The following is a 21,261-nucleotide window of genomic DNA, read 5'->3' on the forward strand; positions in this document are numbered from 1 at the left end:
GCAGGGGTCGGGAGCGGGACAACACGGGCCTCCGGCAGGCACGCCGCAGCGGCGGCCGACCGCGGCCGCGGCGCAAGAAGATGGCAGAAGAGAAAGGAGGTGGTGCGGGTCGGGTGCGGATCGGGTGTGTCTCAGATGCCGCAGGAGGCGGGAGGCGCCCGGTTGTTGTCGTGGCCCGTGCGGCCCGGCGAGGCCGGCGCCGTGCCGGGGCCGGCCGTGTCCCGGGTGAAGGCACCCGTGGCGGTGCCCGGGCCGCACCCCGTGGGCGCCCCCTGGTGGTCCAGGGCGAAGGGGCGTCCGGCCGGGTGATCGGGCCGGGCCCGCTGTTGGGCCACACAGGGCGTAATGCCGTCGTCCGCGTGCGGGCCGAAGGCCGGATATCGCTCGACGGCCGACGGGCCGTCGACGGTCGGGGTGACATTGGCGGCCGGGGTGGCATCGGGGGCCGCGACCGCATCGACGGACAGGACGGCGGCCGCATCCGGACGCGGGTCGGCGGACGCGGGGGCCGCCAGGAACAGGGGCAGCAGGACCGCCGCCAGCACGGTGAGCAGCCTCGCGAACCGGCCGCGGTGGACGACGGCGGGGGCGGTGCCGGCAGATGCGGAGCGCATGCACCGTCCCCTTTCCGTTCCGTTGCGTGTCGCTCACTGCGTACGTCGTGCTGTGGGTGCCCGGTGGCAGTGGCTCAGGCAGAGCCCGTAGCCCGTTGTCCCGTTGTCCGTCAGGGTTCGATGAGTCCGGCGCGGATGGCGTACCGGGTCAGCTCCAGGCGGTCGTGCAGGCCGAGCTTTTGCAGGAGGTTGGCCCGGTGCCGGTGAACCGTTTTGATACTGATGAAGAGGATCTCGGCGATCGCCTTGGAGGAATGGCCCTCGGCCACCAGCTTGAGGACCTCCTCCTCACGCGGCGTCAGAAGGTCGCCCGCGGCCTCCTCGCCGTGCCGGACCCGGTCCAGGAAGTTGCGGATGAGCGCCGTCACCGCCCCCGGGTACAGGAACGGCTCGTCACGCATCGCGGCCCGGCAGGCCGCGACCAGGTCCCGGTCGGCCACCGACTTCAGGACATACCCGCAGGCCCCGGACTTCAACGCCTGGAACAGGTACTGCTCGTTGTCGTGCATCGTCAGCATCAGGATGCGCAATCCCGGCTTCAGCGCCGCCAGTTCACGCGCCGCCTGCAGACCCGTCAGCCGCGGCATCGTGATGTCCAGGACGGCCAGGTCCACCTCATGAGCGCGCGCCATCTCGATGGCCTCGGCCCCGTCCCCCGCCTCCGCGACCACCTCGAGGTCCGGCTCCTGGTCCAGGATCAGACGCACCCCGCGGCGTACCAGCGCATGGTCGTCGGCGAGCAGGATACGAATCACCGGCGCAGGAGCCGAACCCGCCCCATACGCAGGCGCAGGCGCAGGTGCGGCGGCAGAAGCCGTTGAGGACGCCGCCGACACACCGGACGCGGAAGATGCGGAAGATGCGGTCGACCCGCCGGACACGGACACGGCCGACATCGCCGACCGGGCCGCCGAATACCCGCGCGGAGCGGGCCAGGACAGGACAGACATGATCAGGACTGCTTCCCGGGAAAGGGTGCGGTGAGCCGGACACGGGTACCCGAACCGACAGCGGACGTGATGTCGAGGTCGGCCCCGATCAGCAGCGCCCGCTCACGCATGCCACGGATACCCGCCCCCTCGTGCACCTCCTCGATACCGCGGCCGTCGTCGGTGACGGTGAGCGTCACCGCGCCGTCCGCGCACTGCAGGGACACCTCCACACGCTCGGCATCGGCGTGGCGGGCGGCGTTGGTCAGACTCTCCTGCGCCACCCGGTACAGCGCCAGCTCCCCCTCATGATCCAGCGCGGGGAGGTCGGCGTCGAAACGACGTACCACCCGCAGACCCGTGTGCGTCGCGAAGTCCTGCGTGAGCGAGGACAGCGCGCTGACCAGACCGAGATCGTCCAGGACACCGGGCCGCAGCCGGCGCACCAGTCGGCCGACCTCGCCCAGACTCTCCCGGGTGATCTCCTGGGCCTGGTGAAGTTCCTCGCGCAGCGGCTCGTCGGCGTCGCCCGCGGCCCGGCCCAGCACCAGCAGCACCGCGGTCATGCTCTGCCCGACCTCATCATGCAACTCCTGAGCGATCCGGCGCCGCTCGGACTCCTGCGCCAGCAGCACACGCGCATTGCTTACAGCCCGCTCACTTTCCAGGCGCTCGAGCATGGCGTTGAACGTCCGGATCAGTTCGGGGACCTCACCGCCGCCCGACACCGGCAGCCGCTGGCCGGGGCGCAGCAGATCCACCGTGGTCATCAGCGCGGTGAGCCGGGCCAGCGGCGCCAGCCCCCAGCGCAGCAACGCCCCGTTGGCCACCAGCATCACCCCCATGCCGGCCAGCAGGACGACCGCCTCGGTCAGCAAGATCGGCACCGAAACCGTCACCGGAGCCCACAGCAGCAGAGCCGTGGCCAGCCCCAGCACCACCGCATTGAGCCCGAAGACCCGCCAGAACAGGGACACCGCGAGTACGCCTCCTTCAGCGACGAAACGACCATGAACGACCATGTACGGCTCTACTGTCGGTCATCGCGCGCCCTCGGTGGGAACCGAGGTCCAGGTGAGCGGCCGAGCATCCGGCCAGCCTGCCGCATGCGGGCCCGACCGGGCCATGGGGCCGCGCCCCCACATTGCGGGGTACGCACTACCCATACGCTCCCGCACAGCGCCCGGATCCCGGCGGCCCGCCGGACGACTGCCCGCACCTGTGCGGGCGGCCCGGCATGGAGCCCGTGTCCCCGGGAAATGGGGCCCGCGCCCGATGGGTTTGTTCCCGCCCCCCGACCAGAGTGGACGGTAACCGGGCCCCGACGGCCCGGCACTCGGCATATCCACGTACCCGCACATCCGCATGCCGCGCACCCACCCATCCGCCCACCGACGTATCCGCACACCGGCACACCCGCACACCCGCACACCTGCCAAGACAAAGGGGCCCTCCGCCGTGTCTCTCGACGCCTCCCGCACCGAATCCCGCCCCGAGCGGCCCGCCGCTCACGAAGCGCGCCGGCGCCTCGAGCACGCTCACCGGACCAACCTCGCCCAGCTCCAGGCCCTCACCCAGGACGGCCACACCGAGGACCAGTTGGCGCCCGCGCAGAAGACCGCGGTCGAGCAGACGCTCAAGGAGATCGACGCCGCCCTCGTCCGGCTCGAGGACGGCACGTATGGAGCCTGCGAGGGCTGCGGTACTCCCGTTCCCGAAGAGCGCCTGGAAATCCTCCCGTACACGCGGTACTGCGTCACCTGTCGCCGCCGCGCGACGACCTGACGGGTCGTCCCGCTCCCCGGCCCCGTCGGCCGCCCGGCGTGGCCGCCGGCCAGTCCCTTGTCCCTCCCGCCCTGCCCCAAGGGGTGAAGTGGTGAACCACCAGACCATCCTCGACCGCAACACACATCTGTCACCCAAGGATCTCGCGGCGCTGCGGGACAACCTTCACGAACAGCGGCGCTTCCGCGAGGACCAGCTGCGGCAGATCAACGCCGCCGCCTCCCGCGTCGGACGGCCGTCTCTGCGGCACTCCGCCGCGCGCGCGGAAGTCCAGGAGACACTCGCGGCCTGCGCACGCATGGTGCTCGCCGACGTGGAGGCGGCCCTCGACCGCCTCGCCGAGGGCCGTTACGGCCGCTGCCACCGCTGCCGGCACACCATCGACCGCGATCGCCTGCGGATCGTGCCGCAGGCCCGCTACTGCACCCTGTGCCAACTGGCCCCGGCGGCCGGCCGATGAGCCTGCTCCAGCCCCGGCCCCGCCCCTGGCCACTGCGCCGGACCAGCAGCGGCATCGCCCTCGACGTGGGCAGCGCCCGCACCCGCGCCTGGGTTCCCGGGCGCGGGCTCGTCCTGGACGTGCCGACGGTGACGTTCCCCGGTACGGGAGCCACCCACCCGGTCCAGCGCGGCACCATCGTCGACGGCCCCGGCACCGCACGGATGCTCGAGCGGCTGCTGAGCAACCGGCTGCCCCGCTTCGCCCGCCCGCTGATCGTGGTGACCACCCCCGTCCTCGACGGGTTCACCTATCGCGCCCAGGCCCGCGCCGCCGTGCAGGTCCTGCACCCGCGCAACGTGCTGACCGTCCCCACCGCGCGCGCCATCGCCCACGCGGCGGGCTCGGACCTGTCCCGGCCCCTGCTCGTCATCGACATCGGCGCGCACCTCACCGAGGTGGTTCTCCTGGCCGACGGCGCCGTCCACGACGCACGCCGCACCGCGCTGGGCACCGAGGACACCCGCAACCAGAGCGCCCACCCCGTACAGATCGGCGAGGCCCTCGCCGACATGACGGCCGCGATGCGGCGCCAGGACCGCACCTCGCTCACCCTCGACGCGCTGGCCCGGGGCCCGCTGCTGGCGGGCGGAGGCGCACTGCACCCCGAGATCACCTACGGCCTCGCCGACCGGCTGCACGTACCGCTCCGCCCCGTCCCGGCGCCGCACACCGCCGCTGTCCGCGGCGCCGCGCAACTCCTGACAGCCGCACACACCCACCCATCGAACACGCCGCACTAGCCGCGAGTCCCGGCCCGCACCACACCACCCCACACACCCCGGACGCCCGCCACCACCGCTACCGCCGCCCGGAAGGAGGCACCATGGCCGGCGAGATCCCCTCCGCCCAGCCACCACCCACCAACCCCGACCCGGCACACCACCTCCCCCTGTGGCGGTGGCGGCGCAACCCGCTGCGACGGCCCAGCGACCGGCTGCAGGCGTGGGTCACACTCACTCTCGCCCTCGCCGTACTGACCACCGCACCGGCCGCCATGTTCGCGGCCGGTGACAGCGCCCACCGCCATTACCGCACCACCGCCGAGCACGAAGCACACACCCGTACCCAGCACCCCGCCACCCTCACCCACGACACACCTCGCCACCCCGAACCCGGATCGGACGAAGCGAAGGAAGCCCGCTACACGGTCCCCGTCCGCTACGTCGATCCCTACGGCGACACACGGACCGGGAGAGCCGACGTGGCACCAGGACTGCCGGCCGGCCGCACCGTCCTGGTCTGGACGGACACCGACGGCAAAATCACCCGGCCCCCGTTGACCACCGACCAGGTCCGCAACCACGCCATGGGCTGGGCACTCCTCGCCTTCCTCGCCGTCCCCCTCACCGGCCTCGCGACCCACGCCACCATCAGCCGACTCATCAACCGCCACAACCTCACCCAATGGGACACCGCCTGGGCCCGCACCGCACCCCACTGGAACACACACCCCTGACGCCGATGCGCTGAGGCCTTTGTCCCAGGGGGCACTACTCTCCGCCGCCCGCGGACCGCTCGCGGACCGCTCAGTGCAGGCGTGTGTCAGGTGCCCAAGGGGACGTCCTTGCCGGACAATTGGGCGCGGATGCCGTCGTGCGTGACGGTGATGTCGCGCAGGCGCAGGTCGCCTGGCATGTTCTTGGGCAGCTGGGCCGAGAACTCCATCTTCTGGGCGACCTTGGGCTCTTGGAGCTTCTGAAGACCCTCGATGAGTGACGGGTCGATGCCCGCGGGCTTGAGCAGTGCGGGGTGATCGGCCAGCGCGTCCAGGGCGCCGCCCTTCAGCAGTTGGCCCGGCAAGAGCGGCTGCCCTGTGGCCTGTTCGGTCTCGCGGCGGTCCATCTTGTCGACGGTGGGTGCGGCCAGTTGCAGGCCGCCGCCCCGGCCCGGGGTGTAGGTGAGGAGGCCCGGCACCACGATCCGGGTGTCCTCCACGGACAGCGCCAGGCCCCGGTCCCCGGTGCGCTCCAGGTGTGCGCGGCCCCGGATCTGAGCCTGCTTGCCGGCCACCGGGAGAGCGCCCTTGGCCTGCACCGTGTTGCTCTGCTTGCCGGGGGCCAACGTCACCTGGGATGCGCCGACTTCGCGGTTGAGGTCGTCGAAGGCCAGGAACACGTCGCCGCGGACCTTGCTCAGGACGGCGCCCTTGACGGAGGACGGGAGGCTGCCCACGATGCGGATGTCGTCGACCGAGCCCTTCACCTGCGCGACCGAGACGGGGCCCGCGGGCACGTGGGGCACGTTGACCTCCACGTGGTCGATGGTGCCCGTGGCGACGTGGCCCAGGAAGGGGAAGCTGTCGATGTGCACCTCGGGTTCGGCGTGCAACTTCAGCGATTCCTGCACCTTCTTGGCCGCCATGTTCTCCGCGTAGAGCACCGCCCAGCGATCCCCCAGCGCGAGGAACGCGAGCACCACGACCAGTGTCGCCGTCACCTTCGCCGTCGTACGAGCGGGAGAGCGCAGCACCTTGCGCGCCGCACGTCGACGAGCCCTGCGGGCCTTGCGGTCCAAGGGGGTGCCGGAGTCGTCAGCCGTCGGGGCCTGGCCATCTGGGGGCGTGTCCGGGGTCTGTGTGGAGTCTTCGGGATGGGCGTTCTCAATCACCGCCTCATCCGAACACAGGGCCGCGTCCCCACCCAAGTCGCGGCGCCGGGACCCGTGCCGCACCCGTGAAGATTGCGTATCGACCCCGCGTTCGACAGGAAGGCCCGCAGTTCACGATGCTTACCTGCGGGGGTACGGCCCGCCGGCCGGCGGAAGTTCGACCGCAAGAACGGGGAGCAGAAACATGGCCAACCTTCACCTGAAGACGCTCAAGTGCGTCGAGACCGAGGACTGGCTCCACCACGACGACCCTCAACTCGCCGTGAACGGGGAGAACATCCTGCTCCCGAGCATGAATGGGGGCCAGAAGTACGCCATCGACGCGTACCACGCCTTCGACGGCGACGTCACCATCACGCTCCACGAAGCCGACGGACTGCCGGGCGACGGCAGCGACTTCCTGGGGTCGCACACCCTGTCGGAGGAAGGCAGCGGCATCCTGAACTTCACCAAGGACGGCGCCAACTACCAGCTCTCCTACACTCTCACCCGGTCCTGACACCTTCGCCGTGCGTGGTGGTCCGACCCGCCCCAGGACCCTCTCGTCGGTCGGCGTCAGCCCGCGTCCGTCAGCTCCAGGGCCAGGCGGGAGGCCACCGCGTCGGCGAGTGCTGTCGCCGCGTCCTCCCCGAGTCGCGCCGAGCGTACGTGGTCGCGTACCAGGTGCCGTACGGCGTCCAGTTGGGCCGCAGTGAGGGGATGGATCGCGGGAGGGGGCTGGGGCCGGCGGCGTAACAGGTGGTGCAGGAGCGGCGTGCGGCGTTTGTCGGTCCGGCAGGTGGTGCGACGGGCCGCCTCGTCCAGTGCGAGCCATACGATCGGGGTGACCGGCGCGGTGACATCGACGTGACCGCATTCGAGTGGGTCCGTGTGCCGATCCGCGTGCGGGCCCCGGTCCGGTTCCAGGTGCGGGTCCGTGTCCATGTCTTGAACTCTGCGCTCGAAGAGGCGGGTCACGCTCCCCTCGTCGAGGCGCGCGAGTCGGTCCAGCAGCAGGACCTCGTCCGGCGCCACCTCGGCGACCACGTCCCGCACCACGTCACGCACCCTCGCGCACACGACGGCCCTCCCGTCCGACCACCGGACCATGGTGCCCGGCGGGCCCCGGCTTCGTCAGGACCAGTTCACGCCGCTCCTGCACGGTTTCCGGTCCACTGCGTGCGCACGGGTGTCGGGGCGGCGTGCCTAGCGCAGTGCGGAGCCCGATCCGGCGTCCGCGTCCCGGTCACCCAGGGTGTCGGCGGAGCGGCCCGAGACTTCTTCGAGGGCTGATGCGACGTCGTCGTGCACGCCGAGGGGAAGCCGGTCCGCTCCCGCGGCGTGCAGGACGGCCTGCTCGGCGGCGTCTGCCACGACGGCCAGCGCGCCGCCGCCCGCCACCATGTCCAGGCCTGCCGCGACGAACTGCTGTGCCCCGTCGGCTCCGCAGTGTTCGGCGTCCTGGAAGTCCACCACGAGGCCGGACTGGCCCGTCGCGTCCAGGCGTCCCATCAGCGCGCCCAGCTCCGCCGCGGCGTCGGCGTCGAAGCGGCCCACGACCTGTACGACGAGGACACCTCCGTCCTCCCAGCGCACTGGGAACCGAACCCGAGCCTGCCCCATAACCGTCCCTTCAGCCGCCGAGGCGCCCCTCTTGCGCGCAGCGCCTCCGGCGGCGCGCCTACCCCCTCGCTGCCACTCCACGCATGCCGAAGGTCGGCCCTGCGCCCCTCCCCCGGCACACCAGCCCCATCATGCCCACGTCGAGGCGTTCGGCGCCTGCGGCACATCGTGCAAATTTTCCTGCATTGATCAACGTCACTACAGGCATCGCTGTCTCGGGCGTTCTTCCGCTGCTTTGCCGAGGCCGGGCTTCCGGGCCCCGCTCGCGGCTCCCTCAGGCCCCCGGAGCGTCCCCGAAGTCGGGGATCTGGAGGCGTGTTCCGCCCTGGCCTGCCGAGTCGTGGGCGACGATGCCCGGCAGCGTGTAGCGCGCTGCCACCCACGCGTTTACCGACGGCAGGGTGCGGGTGTTGACCGCGGTGACGAAGTCGTCCACCAGGAAGTGGTGGCTGCCCTCGTGACCGTTGGGCATGTCGTCGTAGACGCTGGGCAGGCGGGATCGGTCGTGGACGGGGGCCGAGCCCGAGGTGAACGCGGCGCGCAGGGCGGGCGCGATCTTCTCGAGCGACGGGTCGTCCGGGCTGAGCGACGGCTTCGGTTCGAGGAGTTCGGTGATGTCCTGCACGCCCTTCTTGTCCTGCCAGAAGCTGACCGTGGCGAGCTGCTCCATGCTGGCGTCCGTGCCGAAGAACCGGAAGCGTGACTCCCTGATGTGCGAGGGGTAGCCGACCCGCCGGAACTCGTTCGTACGGAACGAGCCGCCACCGGCGACCTCGAAGAGTGCGGTGGCATTCGAGATGTCGTTGTCGAACTGGCTGACCTCGGTGTCGAAGACGCCGTCGCCGCGCTCGTCCTTCACCCCGATCGCCGACACACTGACCGCGTGGGTCCGCCACGCGCCGAGCACTCCGCCGACCGCGTGTGTCGGGTAGAGCAGCGGCGGATAGCTGGCGGTCTCCTTCCAGCGTTCGCCGCCGCTGTACTGGTACGCCTCGTAGAAGCCGAGGTCCATGTCGTGGACGTAGTCGCCCTCCGCGTAGAAGAGCCGACCGAAGGCGCCGTCGGCGATCTGGTTGCGGGCGTGCACGGTGGCCGGGTTGTACTCGCTGGTCTCGCCCATCATGTACGTGAGTCCGGTGCGGCGGACCGCGTCGATGATCGCCGCGATCTCGTCCCGGGTGATGGCCATCGGGACGGCGGAGTAGACGTGTTTGCCGGCTTCGAGGCCTTGCAGGACGAGTGGGCCGTGCGTCCAGCGCTGCGTGAAGACGGCGACGGCGTCGATGTCGGGGGACTCCAGCATCGCCTCGTACGAGGGGAAGGTTCCGGCGAGGCCCTCTTTCGCGGCCAGTTGCTCCGCCCGCTCCGGCAGCAGGTCGGTGACGTGGACGGCGTCGACGCCGGGGTGGGCGAGGAACAGCTTGGCGAAGCCGCCGGCGAACTGTCCGGCGCCGACGATGCCGAGGGTGAACGTCATGTGCGCATGCCTTTCGGTACGTGCTGCGTGGTCACAGGTCTCACTGGTCCGACTGGTCTGTCTGGTCTCACTGGTCGAGCAGGAGGTTGATCTGGTCGTTGGTGTCGTCGAGGCGGCTCGCGGGCGCCCCGTTGCCGAAGACGTCCTGCATGGCGGGGTGCATGAGGGCGTACACGTCGGCGGCGTAGTTGGTGATCGGGAAGGGGAAGGTGCGGTAGTGCTCGCGGTCGTCGACCGGGGTGGTGAAGGCCGAGGTGTCGATGCCCTTCTTCTTGTAGGCCTCGACCGCTGCATCGGTCCCCGACGGTGTCGCGGGGAAGACGATCCCGTACCGGCCGACCGTCCGCTGGCAGGCGTCGGAGGCGAGGTACGCGACCCACTTCTTGGCGCCCGCCTTGTTGCGGGCGCCCTTGGTGACGGAGTCGGCGAGGCCGTTCATCATGGTGGCGCGCTTGCCGGTGGGTCCTGTGGGGTTGCGGACGGTGCCGAAGCCGATGCCCTTGAACCCGGCGTAGGTGGAGAGCATCCAGGCGCCGTCGAAGGCGGTGGCGGCGCGGCCCGCGGCGAACTGGGCGTTGGACTGGTTGAGTCCGGCGTTCCAGGCGGTGAAGGGCGCCATGTATCCCTTCTTCGCGAGGCCGAAGTACCAGTCGACGGTGGACTGGAAGGTCTTGTCGCCGTAGCGGTACTTCTCGCCCCAGCGTTTCTTGTCCGTGTAGGACCAGCCGGCCGAGCCGGTGAACGGGCTCCACTGGGTCTGGCCGTCGCCGTCCCCTCCCCCGTTGGTGGCGAGGCCATACGTCTTGACGTGGTGCTTGTCGAAGCCGGGTTCGTCGCCGCGTTTGCCGTTGGTGTCGACGGTGAGGTGGGCGATGGTCTTCTCGAAGGTGCCGCCGTCCTTGGGGTTCCAGTTCAGCGCGTCGAGGCCCTTCGCCGACAGGTCGGCGTCGTCGAGCATCTTCTTGTTGTAGAAGAGCGAGAAGGTGTCCCAGTCCTTCGGCGCGCCGTAGCGGTGGCCGTCCTCGGCTACCCAGTTCGCGGCGAGGCCCGGCTGGTAGTCCGTGTCCTTGATGCCGAGGTCGTCGAGGGGTTCGAGTACCTCCAGGTCGGCGAACTGGCCGAACTTCTGGATGTGGTTGGTGAAGACGTCCGGCTCGGTGCCGGCGATGAAGCTCGCTGTGAGTTTGGTCCAGTAGTCCCCCCAGCCGATCTGGGTGAACTTCACGTCCATGCCGCGGTGTTGCTTCTCGAAGTCCTTGGCGCAGGCCTCGTAGGCGGGCAACTGGTTGGCGTCCCACAGCCAGTACGTGACGGTTCTCGACGAGCGGGCTCCCGGGTCGCTTCCCGCACACCCGGTCAGCGACAGCGCCAGCGCTCCGGTCAGCGCGACGAGCGTACGAAATCGCATCCGGTGCCTCCTACTTGAGTCCGGTGAAGCTGATGGAGCTGACGATCCGGCGGGCGAACACTCCGAAGAGCAGCAGCATCGGGAGGGCAGCGATAAGGGTCGCTGCCATGAGCCCCGACCAGTCGAAGCCGGACTGCGGGGTCTGCGCGCGGAACATCGCGAGGGCGACGGTGAGGACGCGGGAGCTGTCGCTGTACGACACCATCAGCGGCCAGAAGTAGTCGTTCCAGGACGTGATGTACGTCAGGACGGCAAGGGTGATGACGGGCGTGGACGCCATGGGCAGCAGCACCCGGAAGAAGATCCGGATCCGGCCCGCGCCGTCCAGGAGCGCGGCCTCCTCGACCTCGCGCGGGATGTTCATGAAGAACTGACGGAGGAAGAAGACCGCGAACGGTGTCATGAACATCGTGGGCAGCGCGATCCCGAGGAGGGAGTCGATGAGTCCGAGTTCCTTCACGAGGACGAAGTTGGGCAGCAGCGTGAAGACGGTCGGCACCATGAGTCCGCCGAGGAACAGCGCGAACACGGTATTGCGGCCTCGCCAGTTGAGGCGTGCGAACGCGTAGGCGGCCATGGCGGAGAACAGGATCTGACAGACGGTGATCAGCGTCGAGACGCCGATCGAGTTGAGCAGGTAGCGCCAGAAGTCGAGCCCGCCGCCCGCGCCGCCCTGGGCGACGGCCTCCTTCGTCGACTGCAGGCCGAGCGCCCGCTCGAAGCCGCCGCCCGTCGGGTCCACGGGGAGGGCGGAGGTCGGGTCCGCGGCGACGCCCGGGTTTGAGGAGAGCGCGGTGCGCAGCACCCAGTAGAACGGCAGCAGGGTGATGAGTACGATCGCGCCCATCGCGGTCCAGGCGACGGCGCGCCCGAAGGAGGGGCGGCGCCGGGCGGGCCGTACGGTGCGCGCGGGTGCGGTTGCGGTGGCCATGTCGGTGCTCCTCTCTTCGGCTCTTCAGCCGAGGTCGGTCTGTCCGGCGCGGGTGATCCGGTACTGGACGATGGTGATCGCGCTGAGCACGACCAGGAGGGCCACGGACATCGCGGAGGCGTAGCCGAACTGGAAGCGGCCGAACGCCGATCCGTAGATGTAGAACTGCAGCACGTTGGTGGCGTTGGCGGGCCCGCCGGCCGTGGTCACGGCGACGGTGTCGAAGACCTGGAAGGAGCCGATCACCGTCATGATGAGGACGACCGCGAGGACGGGCCGCAGCAGCGGCATGGTGATGCGGGTGAACATCCGCCACTCGCTCGCACCGTCGACGCGCGCCGCTTCGTACATGTCGTGGGGTATCGCCTGGAGTCCCGCGAAGAGCAGGAGCGCGGTGTAGCCGACGTGCCGCCACACGTTGATGAGGGCGATGGTGGGGATGGCCCAGGTCTCGTCGGCGAGGAACGGGATGCGGTCGAGGCCGAGGGCGGCGATGATCTCGTTGCCGATGCCGAGTTGGGTGTCGAGCATCCACAGCCAGACGATGCCGGCGACGACGTTCGACATCAGGTACGGCGTGAGGACGATGCCGCGCAGGAGTGAGGACTGGGTGAGCCGGTGCAGCAGGACGGCGATGCCGAGCGCCGACACCGTCTGTACGCCGATGTTGATGACGACGTACTCGATGGTGACCTTCAATGAGTCCCAGAAGATGGGGTCGTTGACCATGCGCTCGTAGTTGGCCAGTCCCACCCACTGCGGTGGTGTGAGGAGGTTGAAGCGGGTGAAGCTCAGCCAGATGCCGCGCAGGGTGGGCCACAGCAGGAAGACGGCGAAGCCGAGCATGGCCGGGGCGATGAAGAGTGCGGCGATCGCGCCGTCCCGGAGGGGGCGTTTGCGCTTCTTCTCCCGCGGAGCGGTGTCGGCGAGCGGGAGGGGTCTCGGCGGGCTGCTGGAAGCGACGGTCATCGGTGGCTCCCTCGTCTGGGGTTCGGCCTCGTCCTCGGCGTTGTTACTTTCGTGGCAGAAGTTTTGAGCCGTCAAGATGCGTGCAGCGACTACCTGAAAGGGGTTGCTGCCACATATGGTGACGTCATTCCTTTTGCAGCAGAAGGAAAAGGGCAGGGAGTTGGCGATGAACGCGAAGGCGGACACCTGGGTGCCGCTCACGTCGGGCGAGCGTGCCGTGGCGTTGGAAGTGCTCACGCGTGGGCCACTGTCGCGCAGTGAGCTCGCACGGCGCCTCGCCCTGTCGGCGGGCAGTCTCACCCGGCTGACCAAACCGCTGATCGAGTCGGGGCTGCTGGTCGAGGCGCCGGAGGGACCGGAGCGCCCGGAGCCGCGGCAGGGCCGGCCGTCCCTGCCGCTGGACATCGTGGCCGAGTCCCGCGCCTTCGCCGGATTCAAGATCACCGAGGACACGGTCTACGGCGTCGTCACCACGCTCAGGAGCGACATCGTGGCGTGCCGGGACACGCCGCTCACGAGTCGGGATCCGGATCAAGTCGTCGCGGCCATCGGCGAGTTGACCGACGCGTTCGCCCGGGAGTTTCCTTCGCTGTGCGGGATCGGGATCGGGCTCGGCGGCCGGGCGCAGGATTGTTCGGTCGTCGACGAGTCGGCGTTCCTCGGCTGGCGGGACGTGCCGCTCGCGCGCCTCGTACGCGAGCGCACCGGGTTGCCGGCCGTCGTCGACAACGATGTGAGCGCACTCGTCGAGGCCGAGAGCTGGTTCGGGGCGGGACGGGGCCTGGACCGGTTCGCCGTGCTCACGATCGGGGCGGGGCTCGGGTACGGGCTGGTCAGTGGGGGTCGGCGGGTGGAGACCGCCGAGGACGGGCTCGGGGTTGGCCGCTTCTGGATCGTCGATCCGTCCGGTCCGCTGTCCGCCGACGGCACGCGCGGCAGCGCCGTCTCCCTCCTCACCATCCCCGGCATCCGCCGCCAGGTGCGGGCCGCCACCGGCGAGGACGCCACGTACGAGGAGATTCTCGCGCGCGCCGTCGAGGGCGAGCCGCTCCCGGCCCGGGTGGTCGACGAGGCGGCCCGCGCGCTCGGCACGCTCGTCGCGCAGATCGCGAACTTCGCGATGCCGCAGAAGATCCTGCTCGCCGGGGAAGGGGTCGGTCTCGTCGATGTGGCGGCGCCCGTGATCGAGGAGGCGATTCGTGCGAACCGTCATCCGCGGGCCGATCCGGTCAATCTGGAGACCAAGGTCTCCGATTTCCACGACTGGGCGCGCGGTGGGGCCGTACTGGCGATTCAGGTGCTGGTCCTGGGGGCCGCCGAGTCGGGACCCGGGCCCCGGGCCGCCGCGCAGTCACGGATACCGTCTCCCCGATGAAGTCCGGCAAGACGCTAAAGGCGGTACGCATGGTCGACGCGACACCCGGGGCTCCAACGTCCCCCGGCCTCACCGAAGTTGAGACCCACGGTGTCGAGCGGATTCCCGACGCGGACCGCACAGCAGGCCCCCTCGACCTGTTCCGTCTCGCCTTCGGTGGCGCCAACACCTTCGCCACGTGTGTGCTCGGCGCGTTCCCCATCCTGTTCGGCCTGTCCTTCTGGCAAGGGCTCGCCGCGACGGTCCTGGGTCTGGTGGCGGGCGCGCTGCTGCTGGCGCCGATGTCCTTGTTCGGCCCGGCCAACGGCACGAACAACGCGGTGTCCTCGTCGGCACACCTCGGCGTGCACGGCCGCGTCGTCGGCTCGTTCCTGTCACTCCTCACGGCGATCGCGTTCTTCTCGATCTCCGTGTGGTCGTCCGGCGACGCGCTGATCGGCGCGGCGCACCGGCTGGCGGGGCTGCCCGAGTCGGACATCTCGTACGGGGTCGCGTACGCGGTGTTCGCGGGGCTCGTCCTGACGGTGTGCGTGTACGGGTTCCGGTTCATGCTGTTCGTGAACAAGATCGCCGTGCTTGCCGCGTCGGCGCTGTTCGTGCTCGGTGTGTTCGCCTTCGCGGGGGACTTCGACCCCGGGTACACGGGTGCGTTCGCGTCCACGTCGACGCCGATGTTCTGGCCGTCGTTCATCGGTTCGGCGCTGATCGTGCTGTCCAACCCGGTGTCCTTCGGCGCGTTCCTCGGTGACTGGTCGCGGTACATTCCGGCGGCCACGCCGCGCGGGCGCGTCATGGGCGCGGCGTTCCTGTCGCAGCTCGCGACGCTGCTGCCGTTCCTGTTCGGCCTCGCCACGGCTTCGGTGATCGCCGCGAAGGCGGGGAAGTACCTGGATCCTGCGGCCCCCAACTACGTGGGCGGGCTGCTGGCCATCTCCCCCGGCTGGTACTTCCTCCCGCTGTGCCTCATCGCGCTGATCGGCGGCATGGCGACGGGCACGACCGCGCTGTACGGCACGGGCCTCGACTTCTCCTCGGTGTTCCCCCGCTTCGGCCGGGTGCAGGCGACGGTCTTCATCGGTGCGCTGTCGATCGCGTTCATCTTCGTCGGCCGCTTCGCCCTGAACCTCGCCCAGTCGATCTCGACGTTCGCCACGCTCATCATCACGTGCACCGCGCCATGGATGGTCGTCATGGCCCTCGGCTACGTGACCCGGCGCGGCTGGTACGACGCGGAGGCCCTCCAGGTCTTCAACCGGCGTCAGCGGGGCGGGCGTTACTGGTTCACGCACGGCTGGAACTGGCGTGGTCTGACGGCTTGGCTGGTCTCGGCGTGCCTGGCACTGCTGTTCACGAATCTCCCCGGGTCAGTTCGTCGGGCCGCTCGGCGCGCTCGCGGGTGGCACGGACATCTCCCTCCCGGTCGGCCTCGCCCTCGCCGCCGTCGTCTACCTGGCCCTGCTGTTCGCCTTCCCGGAACCGCGCGCGGTGTACGGGCCGGACGGGCCGCGGCTGGTGCGGGCCTCGGAGGCGGAGGTGCCGCCGATCACGGGGGAGGTTCCGGCGGTGACATAATCCGCGAACCCCTACCCGCGGGAGTCACGTATGTCGGTACCGTCCTCCGATCACCGCATCGACACGAGCCGGCCGCACCCGGCGCGCGTCTACGACTGGCTGCTGGGCGGCAAGGACCACTACCCCGTCGACCAGGCGGTGGCGGAGAAGCTGCCGCCGGAGGCGCGGCAGAACGCCCTGCGCAACCGCGCGTTCATGCACCGCGCCGCCGCATGGCTGGCCGGCAACGGCATCGACCAATACCTCGACATCGGCACGGGCATCCCGACCGAGCCGAACCTCCACCAGATCGTGCAGGGCATCGTGCCGTCGGCGCGGGTCGCGTACGCGGACAATGATCCGATCGTGCTGCGGCACGCGGAGGCCCTGCTGGTGAGCCACTCGGCGGGGGCCACGGACTACATCCAGGCGGATGTCCGCAGGCCCGAGCGGATCCTCGACCACGCGCGTACGTTCCTGGACTTCTCCCGTCCCGTCGCCCTGTCGATGGTCGCGCTGATGCACTTCATCGGCGACGACGAGGACCCCTACGGCCTCACCAGGACGCTCGTCGACGCGCTGCCGTCCGGCAGCTACCTGGTGCTGTCGCACGGCACCGCCGACGAGCATCCGCATCTGGTGAAGTCGGTGACCACGACGTACCGCAAGGGCGAGATTCCGCTGCGGATGCGCACCCGGTCCGAGGTCGAGCCGTTCTTCGAGGGGCTGGAACTGGTGGAGCCGGGACTGGTGACGGCGACCCGGTGGTACAGGTCAGGGCCCGCACCCGCCGAGGAGTTGAGCGGCTTCTACGTCGGTGTCGCCCGCGTTCCGTAACGCACACGGGCGTGGCCTACCCTCCAGGCGGTCAGCCGAGGCCCAGCTCCCGCTCCCCCAGCGGCGCGAAGTAGCGTTCCACGTCGGCGTCCCCGACCCCTGCCAGTGTCGCCGGGGACCACTTCGGGTCGCGGTCCTTGTCGATGATCTGGGCGCGGATCCCCTCGGGCAGATCGTGGGTGTCGAGGGCCGCGCAGATCACCCGGTACTCCTGGTCGAGGGCCTGCTCCAGTGAGTCGAGGCGGGCCGCACGGCGCAGGGACTCATGTGTCGCCTTCACGGCCATGGGCGACCGGGAGAGGATCAGGTCCGCCGCTTCCTTGGCGGCGACATCGCCGGTGGCGAAGAGCCGCTCGACGATCTCCTCGACCGTGTCCGCGGCGTAGCACGTGTCGATCCATGTGCGCTGCTCGGCGAGGATTCCGGGCGGCGCCTGCCGCGTGTGGCGGGCGACGGCCTCGTCCGGTTCCGCCTCGGCCAGCTCGCGCAGCAGCTTGGGCAGCGCCTCGGACGGTACGTAGTGGTCGGCGAGACCGCACAGCATCGCGTCGGCCGCGCCGACTGCGATGCCGGTGAGCGCGAGGTGGGTGCCGAGGTGTCCGGGCGCGCGCGTGAACAGGTACGTGCCGCCGACGTCGGGGACCAGGCCGATGCCGACCTCAGGCATCGCGACCTTCGAGCGCTCGGTGACGATCCGGATGCCGCCGTGCGCGGACAGTCCGACGCCGCCGCCCATGACGATGCCGTCCATGACGGCGACGTAGGGCTTCGGGTAGTGCGCGATACGGGAGTTGAGCCGGTATTCGTCGCGCAGGAAGGCCTGCGCCGCACGGTGGTCCCCGCTGCGCGCGTCGTCGTGGAAGAGCCGGATGTCGGCCCCCGCGCACAGGCCCCGCTCCCCCGCCCCCTGGAGCACGACGGTCCCGACGGCGGGGTCACCCTCCCAGGTGTCGAGTGCCTCTGCGGTCGCTCGCAGCATGGCGTGGGTGAGGGAGTTCAGGGCGGGGGGCCGGTTCAGGGTGAGGTACGCGGCGCGTCCCTCGACGGCCCGCAGCACGGGGGCGGCGTCGGAGCTCAACGGTGGTTCCTTCCGGTGAAGATCACGGCAGGACCATCTCTATCACCTGTGCCGAAGTCACTGGCGCCGAAGTCACCTGTGCTGAAGCCACCTGCGACGGAGCCGGCGGCAGGCCGAACACAGGGGTTCCCGCAATTGAAATTGCGAGGTACTTTTATGCAATCGCACTTGCAGATTGCTCGTTCTCTCAGAAAGCAACGCCCGTGCCTTCATCCCGCACCCCCAAGAACCCCGGCCAGGCCGACTGGCTGGGCGATGCCCTGCCCGATGTACCCCTGTCCAAGGCGCAGACCCGCGTCGTCGATGTCATCGTGCGCAACCCGCAGCTCGCCTCGTACGCCGAGATCGCGCAGATCGCCGAGCGCGCGGACGTGAACAGCTCCACGGTCGTCCGGGCCGCGCAGACCCTGGGCTACCAGGGCTGGCCCGACCTGCAGCGGGAGCTGCGGGCGCGCTACCTGGTGCAGATCTCGACCGAGGACACGCTCACCGAGCACGGCGAGCACCGCAGCCCGCTGCACGACGCACTGACGCACGACCTGGAGAATCTGCGCCAGACCCTCGAGAGCAATTCCGCCGCGGAGGCCGAGGCCGCCATCGCGGCGCTGGCCGAGGCCCGGTCGATCCTCGTCGTCGGGGTCGGATCCTTCTCGGGTCCCGCCACGGTGATGGCACACCTCGGCTCCACCATGGGCTACCCGATCACGCTGGAGAACCGGGCCGGTGTGCACCTGGCGTCGGCCGTGAACAGTGTCGGCCCCGGCGATGTGCTCCTGGTCGTCAACATGTGGCGCTCCACGAAGCAGGTCATCGCCGCCGCGGAGGCCGCTCACGAGGCCGGGGCCACCGTCGTCGCCATCACCGACATGCGCCGGGGGCGGCTCGCCACCTCCATCGCCGACCACCTGCTGATCGTGCCCTCCGAAGGCATCTCGTTCTTCCAGTCCGTCACCGCCGCCACGTCGGTCGTCTACGGGCTGCTCGCCGGCATGCAGGAGGCTCGGCCCGAGCGCAGCCGTGCCGCGATCCGCCGCACCCAGCAGCTGTGGCGGGACCTGGACATCTATCTCGACTGAGAACCCGGCATCCCGACATCTCGACCGTCACATCGGGCGACGGGCTCCGCGCCTTTTGCCCGCAAGGAGCACAGATGAGTAAGCACATCGCCGTCGTCGGCCTCGGGTCGATGGGCGGTGCCATGGCCACCGCTCTGGTCGCCGCCGGCTGGCAGGTGCGTGGGTACGATCCCTCCGCCGCGGCGCGGGCCACCGCGCAGGATGCCGGTGTCGACGCCGTCGACACGCTCGAGCAGCTCGCCGGCACGCCGTACGTGGTGCTGTCGCTGCCGTCGGCCCAGGTCGTCGAGGCGAGCCTGCCCGTCCTGCTGTCGCAGCCGGGCACGGTGGCCGTCGTCGACACCACGACGTCGCAGCCCGACATCTCGGCCGCGTGTGCGGTGCTCGCCTCCCAGAAGGGTGTGTCCTTCGTCGACGCGCCCGTGTCCGGTGGCCGCACCGGCGCCGTGGCCGGTCGGCTGACCGCGTTCGTGGGCGCCGAGGCGGACGCCCTCGATGCCGCGCGGCCCGTCCTGGACGCGCTCACCGGCGGCCAGTTCCGGCACCTCGGCGGCCCCGGCTCGGGCAACGTGGTCAAGCTGCTCAACAACATGCTTGCCGCGGTCAACCTGGTGGCGGTCGGCGAGGCACTGGCCGTCGCGAAGTCCTACGGCGTCGACCCGGCCGCCTCCGCTGCGGGCATCAGTGGCGCGTCCGGTGCCAGCAAGGCGTCGGCCGCGATGTATCCGGACTGGGTGCTCAGTGGCACGTACGACTCCGGGTTCTCGCTCGGGCTGATGGCGCGCGACGCCGCCCTGGCCGTCGAGACCGCCAAGCAGCGCGGTGAGACACCCCAGTTGCTGGCTGCCGCGAGCGAGCGGTGGCAGGAGGCCCTGGCCGAACTGGGCCCGGCCGCCGACTTCTCCGAGATAGCCCGCACCGTCGCACCGACCCTCACGCGTTAAGGACCGACGCACCATGAACAGCACCGCTTTCTCCATCGCCTCGGCCACCTCCGGCGCCGCCACCGCCCGCGCCGCCCTGGACGCCCACTTCCCGCAGGGACTCGGCTCGTTCGTCGACGGCCATGTCGTCCCCGGCCGCGGCGAAGCCGTCCGCCTCACATCCGCCGCCACCTCCGAGTGGGTGGCCGATTACGCCGACGCCGGTACGGAGGGCGCCGACGCCGTCCTGACGAGCGCGGCCCGCGGGGCCGAGGTGTGGGCCGCCACCGACCCCTTCGAGCGGGCGGCGATCCTGCGTGAGGTCTCCCGCAGTGTCGCCGAGCACGTCGAGGAACTCGCCGCGCTGGAGTCCGCGACCACCGGCAAGCCGATCCGCGACACCCGCGGCGAGGCCGCCAAGGTCGCCGAGATGTTCGGCTACTACGCGGGCTGGGCGGACAAGCTGCTCGGACACACCATCCCGGTCCCCGGCAACTGGCACACGTACACCGAGCGGGTCCCGTGGGGTGTCGTCGTGGCGATCACTCCGTGGAACGCGCCGCTGTTCACCGGGGGTTGGAACTCGGCGGCGCCGCTCGCCGCGGGCAACGCCGTCGTCGTCAAGCCCAGCGAGTTCACCCCCGCCTCCACGGTGCGCCTGGCGCAGCTGGCACACCAGGCCGGTCTGCCGGACGGTGTGTTCAACGTCGCCACCGGCCTGGGTTCCACGGTCGGCGCCACCCTCACCAGCGACGCGCGTGTGGGGAAGGTGTCCTTCATCGGCTCGGTGGGCACGGGGCGGCGGGTGGCCGTCGCGGCGGCGTCCGCGGGCATCCCGACGGTCCTGGAGCTCGGCGGCAAGAGCGCCAACATCGTGTTCGCCGACGCCGATCTGGACCGGGCGGCGGACGGGGCCGTGTCCGCGATCTTCTCCGGGGCCGGGCAGTCGTGTGTGGCCGGTTCGCGGCTGCTGGTGGAGCGGTCGGTGCACGCCGAGTTCGTGGCACGTGTCGCGGAGCGAGCGGCCCGGCTGCGGGTCGGCGATCCCCTCGACCCGCGGACCGAGGTCGGCCCGATCATCACGGAGTCGCAGTTCGCCACGGTCACCTCGCTCGTCGAGGCGGGCATCGCGGGCGGCGCCCACCGGGCCACGGCGGCGAGCCTTCCCACCCACGTCACCAACTCGCCACTGACGGAGGGGCGTTGGGTGCTTCCCACTGTGCTGGACGGGGTCAGCCCCGCCAATGTGCTGGAGACCACCGAGGTGTTCGGTCCGGTCGTCGGCGTCGACTCCTTCTTCACCGAGGCCGAGGCCATCGAGCGCGCCAACGCCACCACCTTCGGCCTTGCCGGAGCGGTGTGGACCCAGGACGTCGCGCGGGCCCACCATGTGGCTCGCGCGGTGAAGGCAGGTACCTTCTGGATCAACTCGTACAAGACGATCCACGTGGCCGTGCCCTTCGGTGGCTTCGGTGACTCCGGGCACGGCCGGTCCTCCGGCCCCGGCGTACTGGACGAGTACACCCAGACCAAAGCCGTGTGGACCCCCACGCGTGCCGCCGGTTCCCCGTTCCCGTCGCTGAGCTACTGAGGAGTC

Annotated in this window: 21 protein-coding genes and 1 pseudogene; 11 read left to right on the plus strand and 11 right to left on the minus strand. The window is 70.4% G+C overall.

The annotated features are described in order from the left end of the window. Nucleotides 1–131: 131 nt before the first annotated feature. From ABT004_RS06270 to ABT004_RS06280, 3 genes are all read right to left on the minus strand, one after another. Nucleotides 132–614 carry a hypothetical protein gene (locus ABT004_RS06270; RefSeq protein WP_351331797.1) on the minus strand — a complete coding sequence of 161 codons (483 nt, stop codon included), beginning with the start codon at nucleotides 612–614 and terminating at the stop codon, nucleotides 132–134. Nucleotides 615–724: 110 nt separating this feature from the next. Further along, nucleotides 725–1,510, minus strand: a complete 786-nt coding sequence (locus tag ABT004_RS06275) for a response regulator (protein WP_451187750.1) — start codon at nucleotides 1,508–1,510, stop codon at nucleotides 725–727. A gap of 56 nt (nucleotides 1,511–1,566) precedes the next feature. After that, nucleotides 1,567–2,520, minus strand: coding sequence for a HAMP domain-containing sensor histidine kinase (locus tag ABT004_RS06280; protein ID WP_351331801.1), 954 nt, complete (start codon nucleotides 2,518–2,520; stop codon nucleotides 1,567–1,569). A gap of 481 nt (nucleotides 2,521–3,001) precedes the next feature. Here ABT004_RS06280 and ABT004_RS06285 point away from each other — a divergent pair, with 481 nt between their 5' ends. From ABT004_RS06285 to ABT004_RS06300, 4 genes are all read left to right on the plus strand, one after another. Next, a complete protein-coding gene (locus tag ABT004_RS06285) occupies nucleotides 3,002–3,328 on the plus strand; it encodes a TraR/DksA family transcriptional regulator (RefSeq protein ID WP_351331803.1) in 327 nt (108 codons plus the stop codon). 88 nt (nucleotides 3,329–3,416) lie between these two features. Beyond that, nucleotides 3,417–3,788: a TraR/DksA family transcriptional regulator gene (locus tag ABT004_RS06290; RefSeq protein ID WP_351331805.1), complete on the plus strand. Its 372-nt coding sequence runs from the start codon at nucleotides 3,417–3,419 to the stop codon at nucleotides 3,786–3,788. Then, entirely contained in the window at nucleotides 3,785–4,570 is a 786-nt protein-coding gene (locus ABT004_RS06295) for a rod shape-determining protein (RefSeq protein ID WP_351331807.1), read from the plus strand. The genes ABT004_RS06290 and ABT004_RS06295 overlap by 4 nt, the downstream gene beginning before the upstream one ends. A gap of 83 nt (nucleotides 4,571–4,653) precedes the next feature. Next, the gene (locus tag ABT004_RS06300; RefSeq protein ID WP_351331809.1) at nucleotides 4,654–5,286 is read left to right on the plus strand and encodes an Rv1733c family protein; all 633 of its coding nucleotides are present in this window, start codon (nucleotides 4,654–4,656) and stop codon (nucleotides 5,284–5,286) included. An 86-nt stretch (nucleotides 5,287–5,372) separates the two neighbouring features. Here the strand turns inward: ABT004_RS06300 and ABT004_RS06305 are convergent, their stop codons facing one another. Continuing rightward, nucleotides 5,373–6,266, minus strand: coding sequence for an LmeA family phospholipid-binding protein (locus tag ABT004_RS06305; protein ID WP_351331811.1), 894 nt, complete (start codon nucleotides 6,264–6,266; stop codon nucleotides 5,373–5,375). Between the two features lie 355 nt (nucleotides 6,267–6,621). Between ABT004_RS06305 and ABT004_RS06310 the strand changes: the two genes are divergently transcribed. Further along, complete coding sequence (locus ABT004_RS06310; protein ID WP_351331813.1) at nucleotides 6,622–6,936, plus strand: hypothetical protein; 315 nt, start codon at nucleotides 6,622–6,624, stop codon at nucleotides 6,934–6,936. Nucleotides 6,937–6,992: 56 nt separating this feature from the next. Here the strand turns inward: ABT004_RS06310 and ABT004_RS06315 are convergent, their stop codons facing one another. From ABT004_RS06315 to ABT004_RS06340, 6 genes are all read right to left on the minus strand, one after another. Then, the gene (locus ABT004_RS06315; RefSeq protein ID WP_351331815.1) at nucleotides 6,993–7,496 is read right to left on the minus strand and encodes a hypothetical protein; all 504 of its coding nucleotides are present in this window, start codon (nucleotides 7,494–7,496) and stop codon (nucleotides 6,993–6,995) included. Between the two features lie 126 nt (nucleotides 7,497–7,622). Continuing rightward, entirely contained in the window at nucleotides 7,623–8,012 is a 390-nt protein-coding gene (locus ABT004_RS06320; protein ID WP_351331816.1) for a hypothetical protein, read from the minus strand. A 301-nt stretch (nucleotides 8,013–8,313) separates the two neighbouring features. After that, entirely contained in the window at nucleotides 8,314–9,516 is a 1,203-nt protein-coding gene (locus tag ABT004_RS06325) for a Gfo/Idh/MocA family protein (RefSeq protein ID WP_351331818.1), read from the minus strand. Between the two features lie 67 nt (nucleotides 9,517–9,583). Then, nucleotides 9,584–10,924, minus strand: a complete 1,341-nt coding sequence (locus ABT004_RS06330) for an ABC transporter substrate-binding protein (RefSeq protein WP_351331820.1) — start codon at nucleotides 10,922–10,924, stop codon at nucleotides 9,584–9,586. A gap of 10 nt (nucleotides 10,925–10,934) precedes the next feature. Next, nucleotides 10,935–11,855 carry a carbohydrate ABC transporter permease gene (locus tag ABT004_RS06335; protein WP_351331822.1) on the minus strand — a complete coding sequence of 307 codons (921 nt, stop codon included), beginning with the start codon at nucleotides 11,853–11,855 and terminating at the stop codon, nucleotides 10,935–10,937. A 24-nt stretch (nucleotides 11,856–11,879) separates the two neighbouring features. Then, a complete protein-coding gene (locus tag ABT004_RS06340) occupies nucleotides 11,880–12,824 on the minus strand; it encodes a carbohydrate ABC transporter permease (RefSeq protein WP_351331824.1) in 945 nt (314 codons plus the stop codon). A 166-nt stretch (nucleotides 12,825–12,990) separates the two neighbouring features. On the opposite strand from ABT004_RS06340, the gene ABT004_RS06345 reads away from it, so the two are divergent. From ABT004_RS06345 to ABT004_RS06355, 3 genes and pseudogenes are all read left to right on the plus strand, one after another. Next, nucleotides 12,991–14,199, plus strand: coding sequence for an ROK family transcriptional regulator (locus tag ABT004_RS06345; RefSeq protein ID WP_351331996.1), 1,209 nt, complete (start codon nucleotides 12,991–12,993; stop codon nucleotides 14,197–14,199). Nucleotides 14,200–14,228: 29 nt separating this feature from the next. Then, nucleotides 14,229–15,771: pseudogene (locus ABT004_RS06350) on the plus strand (purine-cytosine permease family protein). Nucleotides 15,772–15,801: 30 nt separating this feature from the next. Then, on the plus strand, nucleotides 15,802–16,587 hold the full coding sequence (locus tag ABT004_RS06355; RefSeq protein WP_351331826.1) for an SAM-dependent methyltransferase: 786 nt from the start codon (nucleotides 15,802–15,804) through the stop codon (nucleotides 16,585–16,587). A 31-nt stretch (nucleotides 16,588–16,618) separates the two neighbouring features. Here the strand turns inward: ABT004_RS06355 and ABT004_RS06360 are convergent, their stop codons facing one another. After that, entirely contained in the window at nucleotides 16,619–17,665 is a 1,047-nt protein-coding gene (locus ABT004_RS06360; protein ID WP_351331828.1) for an enoyl-CoA hydratase/isomerase family protein, read from the minus strand. Between the two features lie 203 nt (nucleotides 17,666–17,868). Between ABT004_RS06360 and ABT004_RS06365 the strand changes: the two genes are divergently transcribed. The 3 genes from ABT004_RS06365 (at nucleotide 17,869) to ABT004_RS06375 (ending at nucleotide 21,255) form a co-directional block, all read left to right on the plus strand. Then, nucleotides 17,869–18,741 (plus strand): MurR/RpiR family transcriptional regulator, encoded by an 873-nt coding sequence (locus ABT004_RS06365; protein ID WP_351331829.1) that lies wholly within the window; start codon nucleotides 17,869–17,871, stop codon nucleotides 18,739–18,741. A gap of 74 nt (nucleotides 18,742–18,815) precedes the next feature. After that, nucleotides 18,816–19,685, plus strand: a complete 870-nt coding sequence (locus tag ABT004_RS06370; RefSeq protein ID WP_351331831.1) for an NAD(P)-dependent oxidoreductase — start codon at nucleotides 18,816–18,818, stop codon at nucleotides 19,683–19,685. Between the two features lie 13 nt (nucleotides 19,686–19,698). Further along, nucleotides 19,699–21,255, plus strand: coding sequence for an aldehyde dehydrogenase family protein (locus ABT004_RS06375; protein WP_351331833.1), 1,557 nt, complete (start codon nucleotides 19,699–19,701; stop codon nucleotides 21,253–21,255). The last annotated feature ends 6 nt before the right edge of the window (nucleotides 21,256–21,261 follow it).

Origin of the sequence: Streptomyces sp. NPDC002790 (genome assembly GCF_040295505.1) — a bacterium.
In the GTDB taxonomy this organism is placed as follows: Bacteria; Actinomycetota; Actinomycetes; order Streptomycetales; family Streptomycetaceae; genus Streptomyces.

Excerpts from the sequence above, each read along its gene's own strand:
- ABT004_RS06270 (WP_351331797.1), bottom strand. The coding sequence starts at position 614 with ATGCGCTCCGCATCTGCCGGCACCGCCCCCGCCGTCGTCCACCGCGGC.
- ABT004_RS06275 (WP_451187750.1), bottom strand. The coding sequence starts at position 1,510 with ATGTCGGCCGTGTCCGTGTCCGGCGGGTCGACCGCATCTTCCGCATCT.
- ABT004_RS06295 (WP_351331807.1), top strand. The coding sequence starts at position 3,785 with ATGAGCCTGCTCCAGCCCCGGCCCCGCCCCTGGCCACTGCGCCGGACC.
- ABT004_RS06300 (WP_351331809.1), top strand. The coding sequence starts at position 4,654 with ATGGCCGGCGAGATCCCCTCCGCCCAGCCACCACCCACCAACCCCGAC.
- ABT004_RS06310 (WP_351331813.1), top strand. The coding sequence starts at position 6,622 with ATGGCCAACCTTCACCTGAAGACGCTCAAGTGCGTCGAGACCGAGGAC.
- ABT004_RS06325 (WP_351331818.1), bottom strand. The coding sequence starts at position 9,516 with ATGACGTTCACCCTCGGCATCGTCGGCGCCGGACAGTTCGCCGGCGGC.
- ABT004_RS06330 (WP_351331820.1), bottom strand. The coding sequence starts at position 10,924 with ATGCGATTTCGTACGCTCGTCGCGCTGACCGGAGCGCTGGCGCTGTCG.
- ABT004_RS06335 (WP_351331822.1), bottom strand. The coding sequence starts at position 11,855 with ATGGCCACCGCAACCGCACCCGCGCGCACCGTACGGCCCGCCCGGCGC.
- ABT004_RS06340 (WP_351331824.1), bottom strand. The coding sequence starts at position 12,824 with ATGACCGTCGCTTCCAGCAGCCCGCCGAGACCCCTCCCGCTCGCCGAC.
- ABT004_RS06345 (WP_351331996.1), top strand. The coding sequence starts at position 12,991 with ATGAACGCGAAGGCGGACACCTGGGTGCCGCTCACGTCGGGCGAGCGT.
- ABT004_RS06355 (WP_351331826.1), top strand. The coding sequence starts at position 15,802 with ATGTCGGTACCGTCCTCCGATCACCGCATCGACACGAGCCGGCCGCAC.
- ABT004_RS06370 (WP_351331831.1), top strand. The coding sequence starts at position 18,816 with ATGAGTAAGCACATCGCCGTCGTCGGCCTCGGGTCGATGGGCGGTGCC.
- ABT004_RS06375 (WP_351331833.1), top strand. The coding sequence starts at position 19,699 with ATGAACAGCACCGCTTTCTCCATCGCCTCGGCCACCTCCGGCGCCGCC.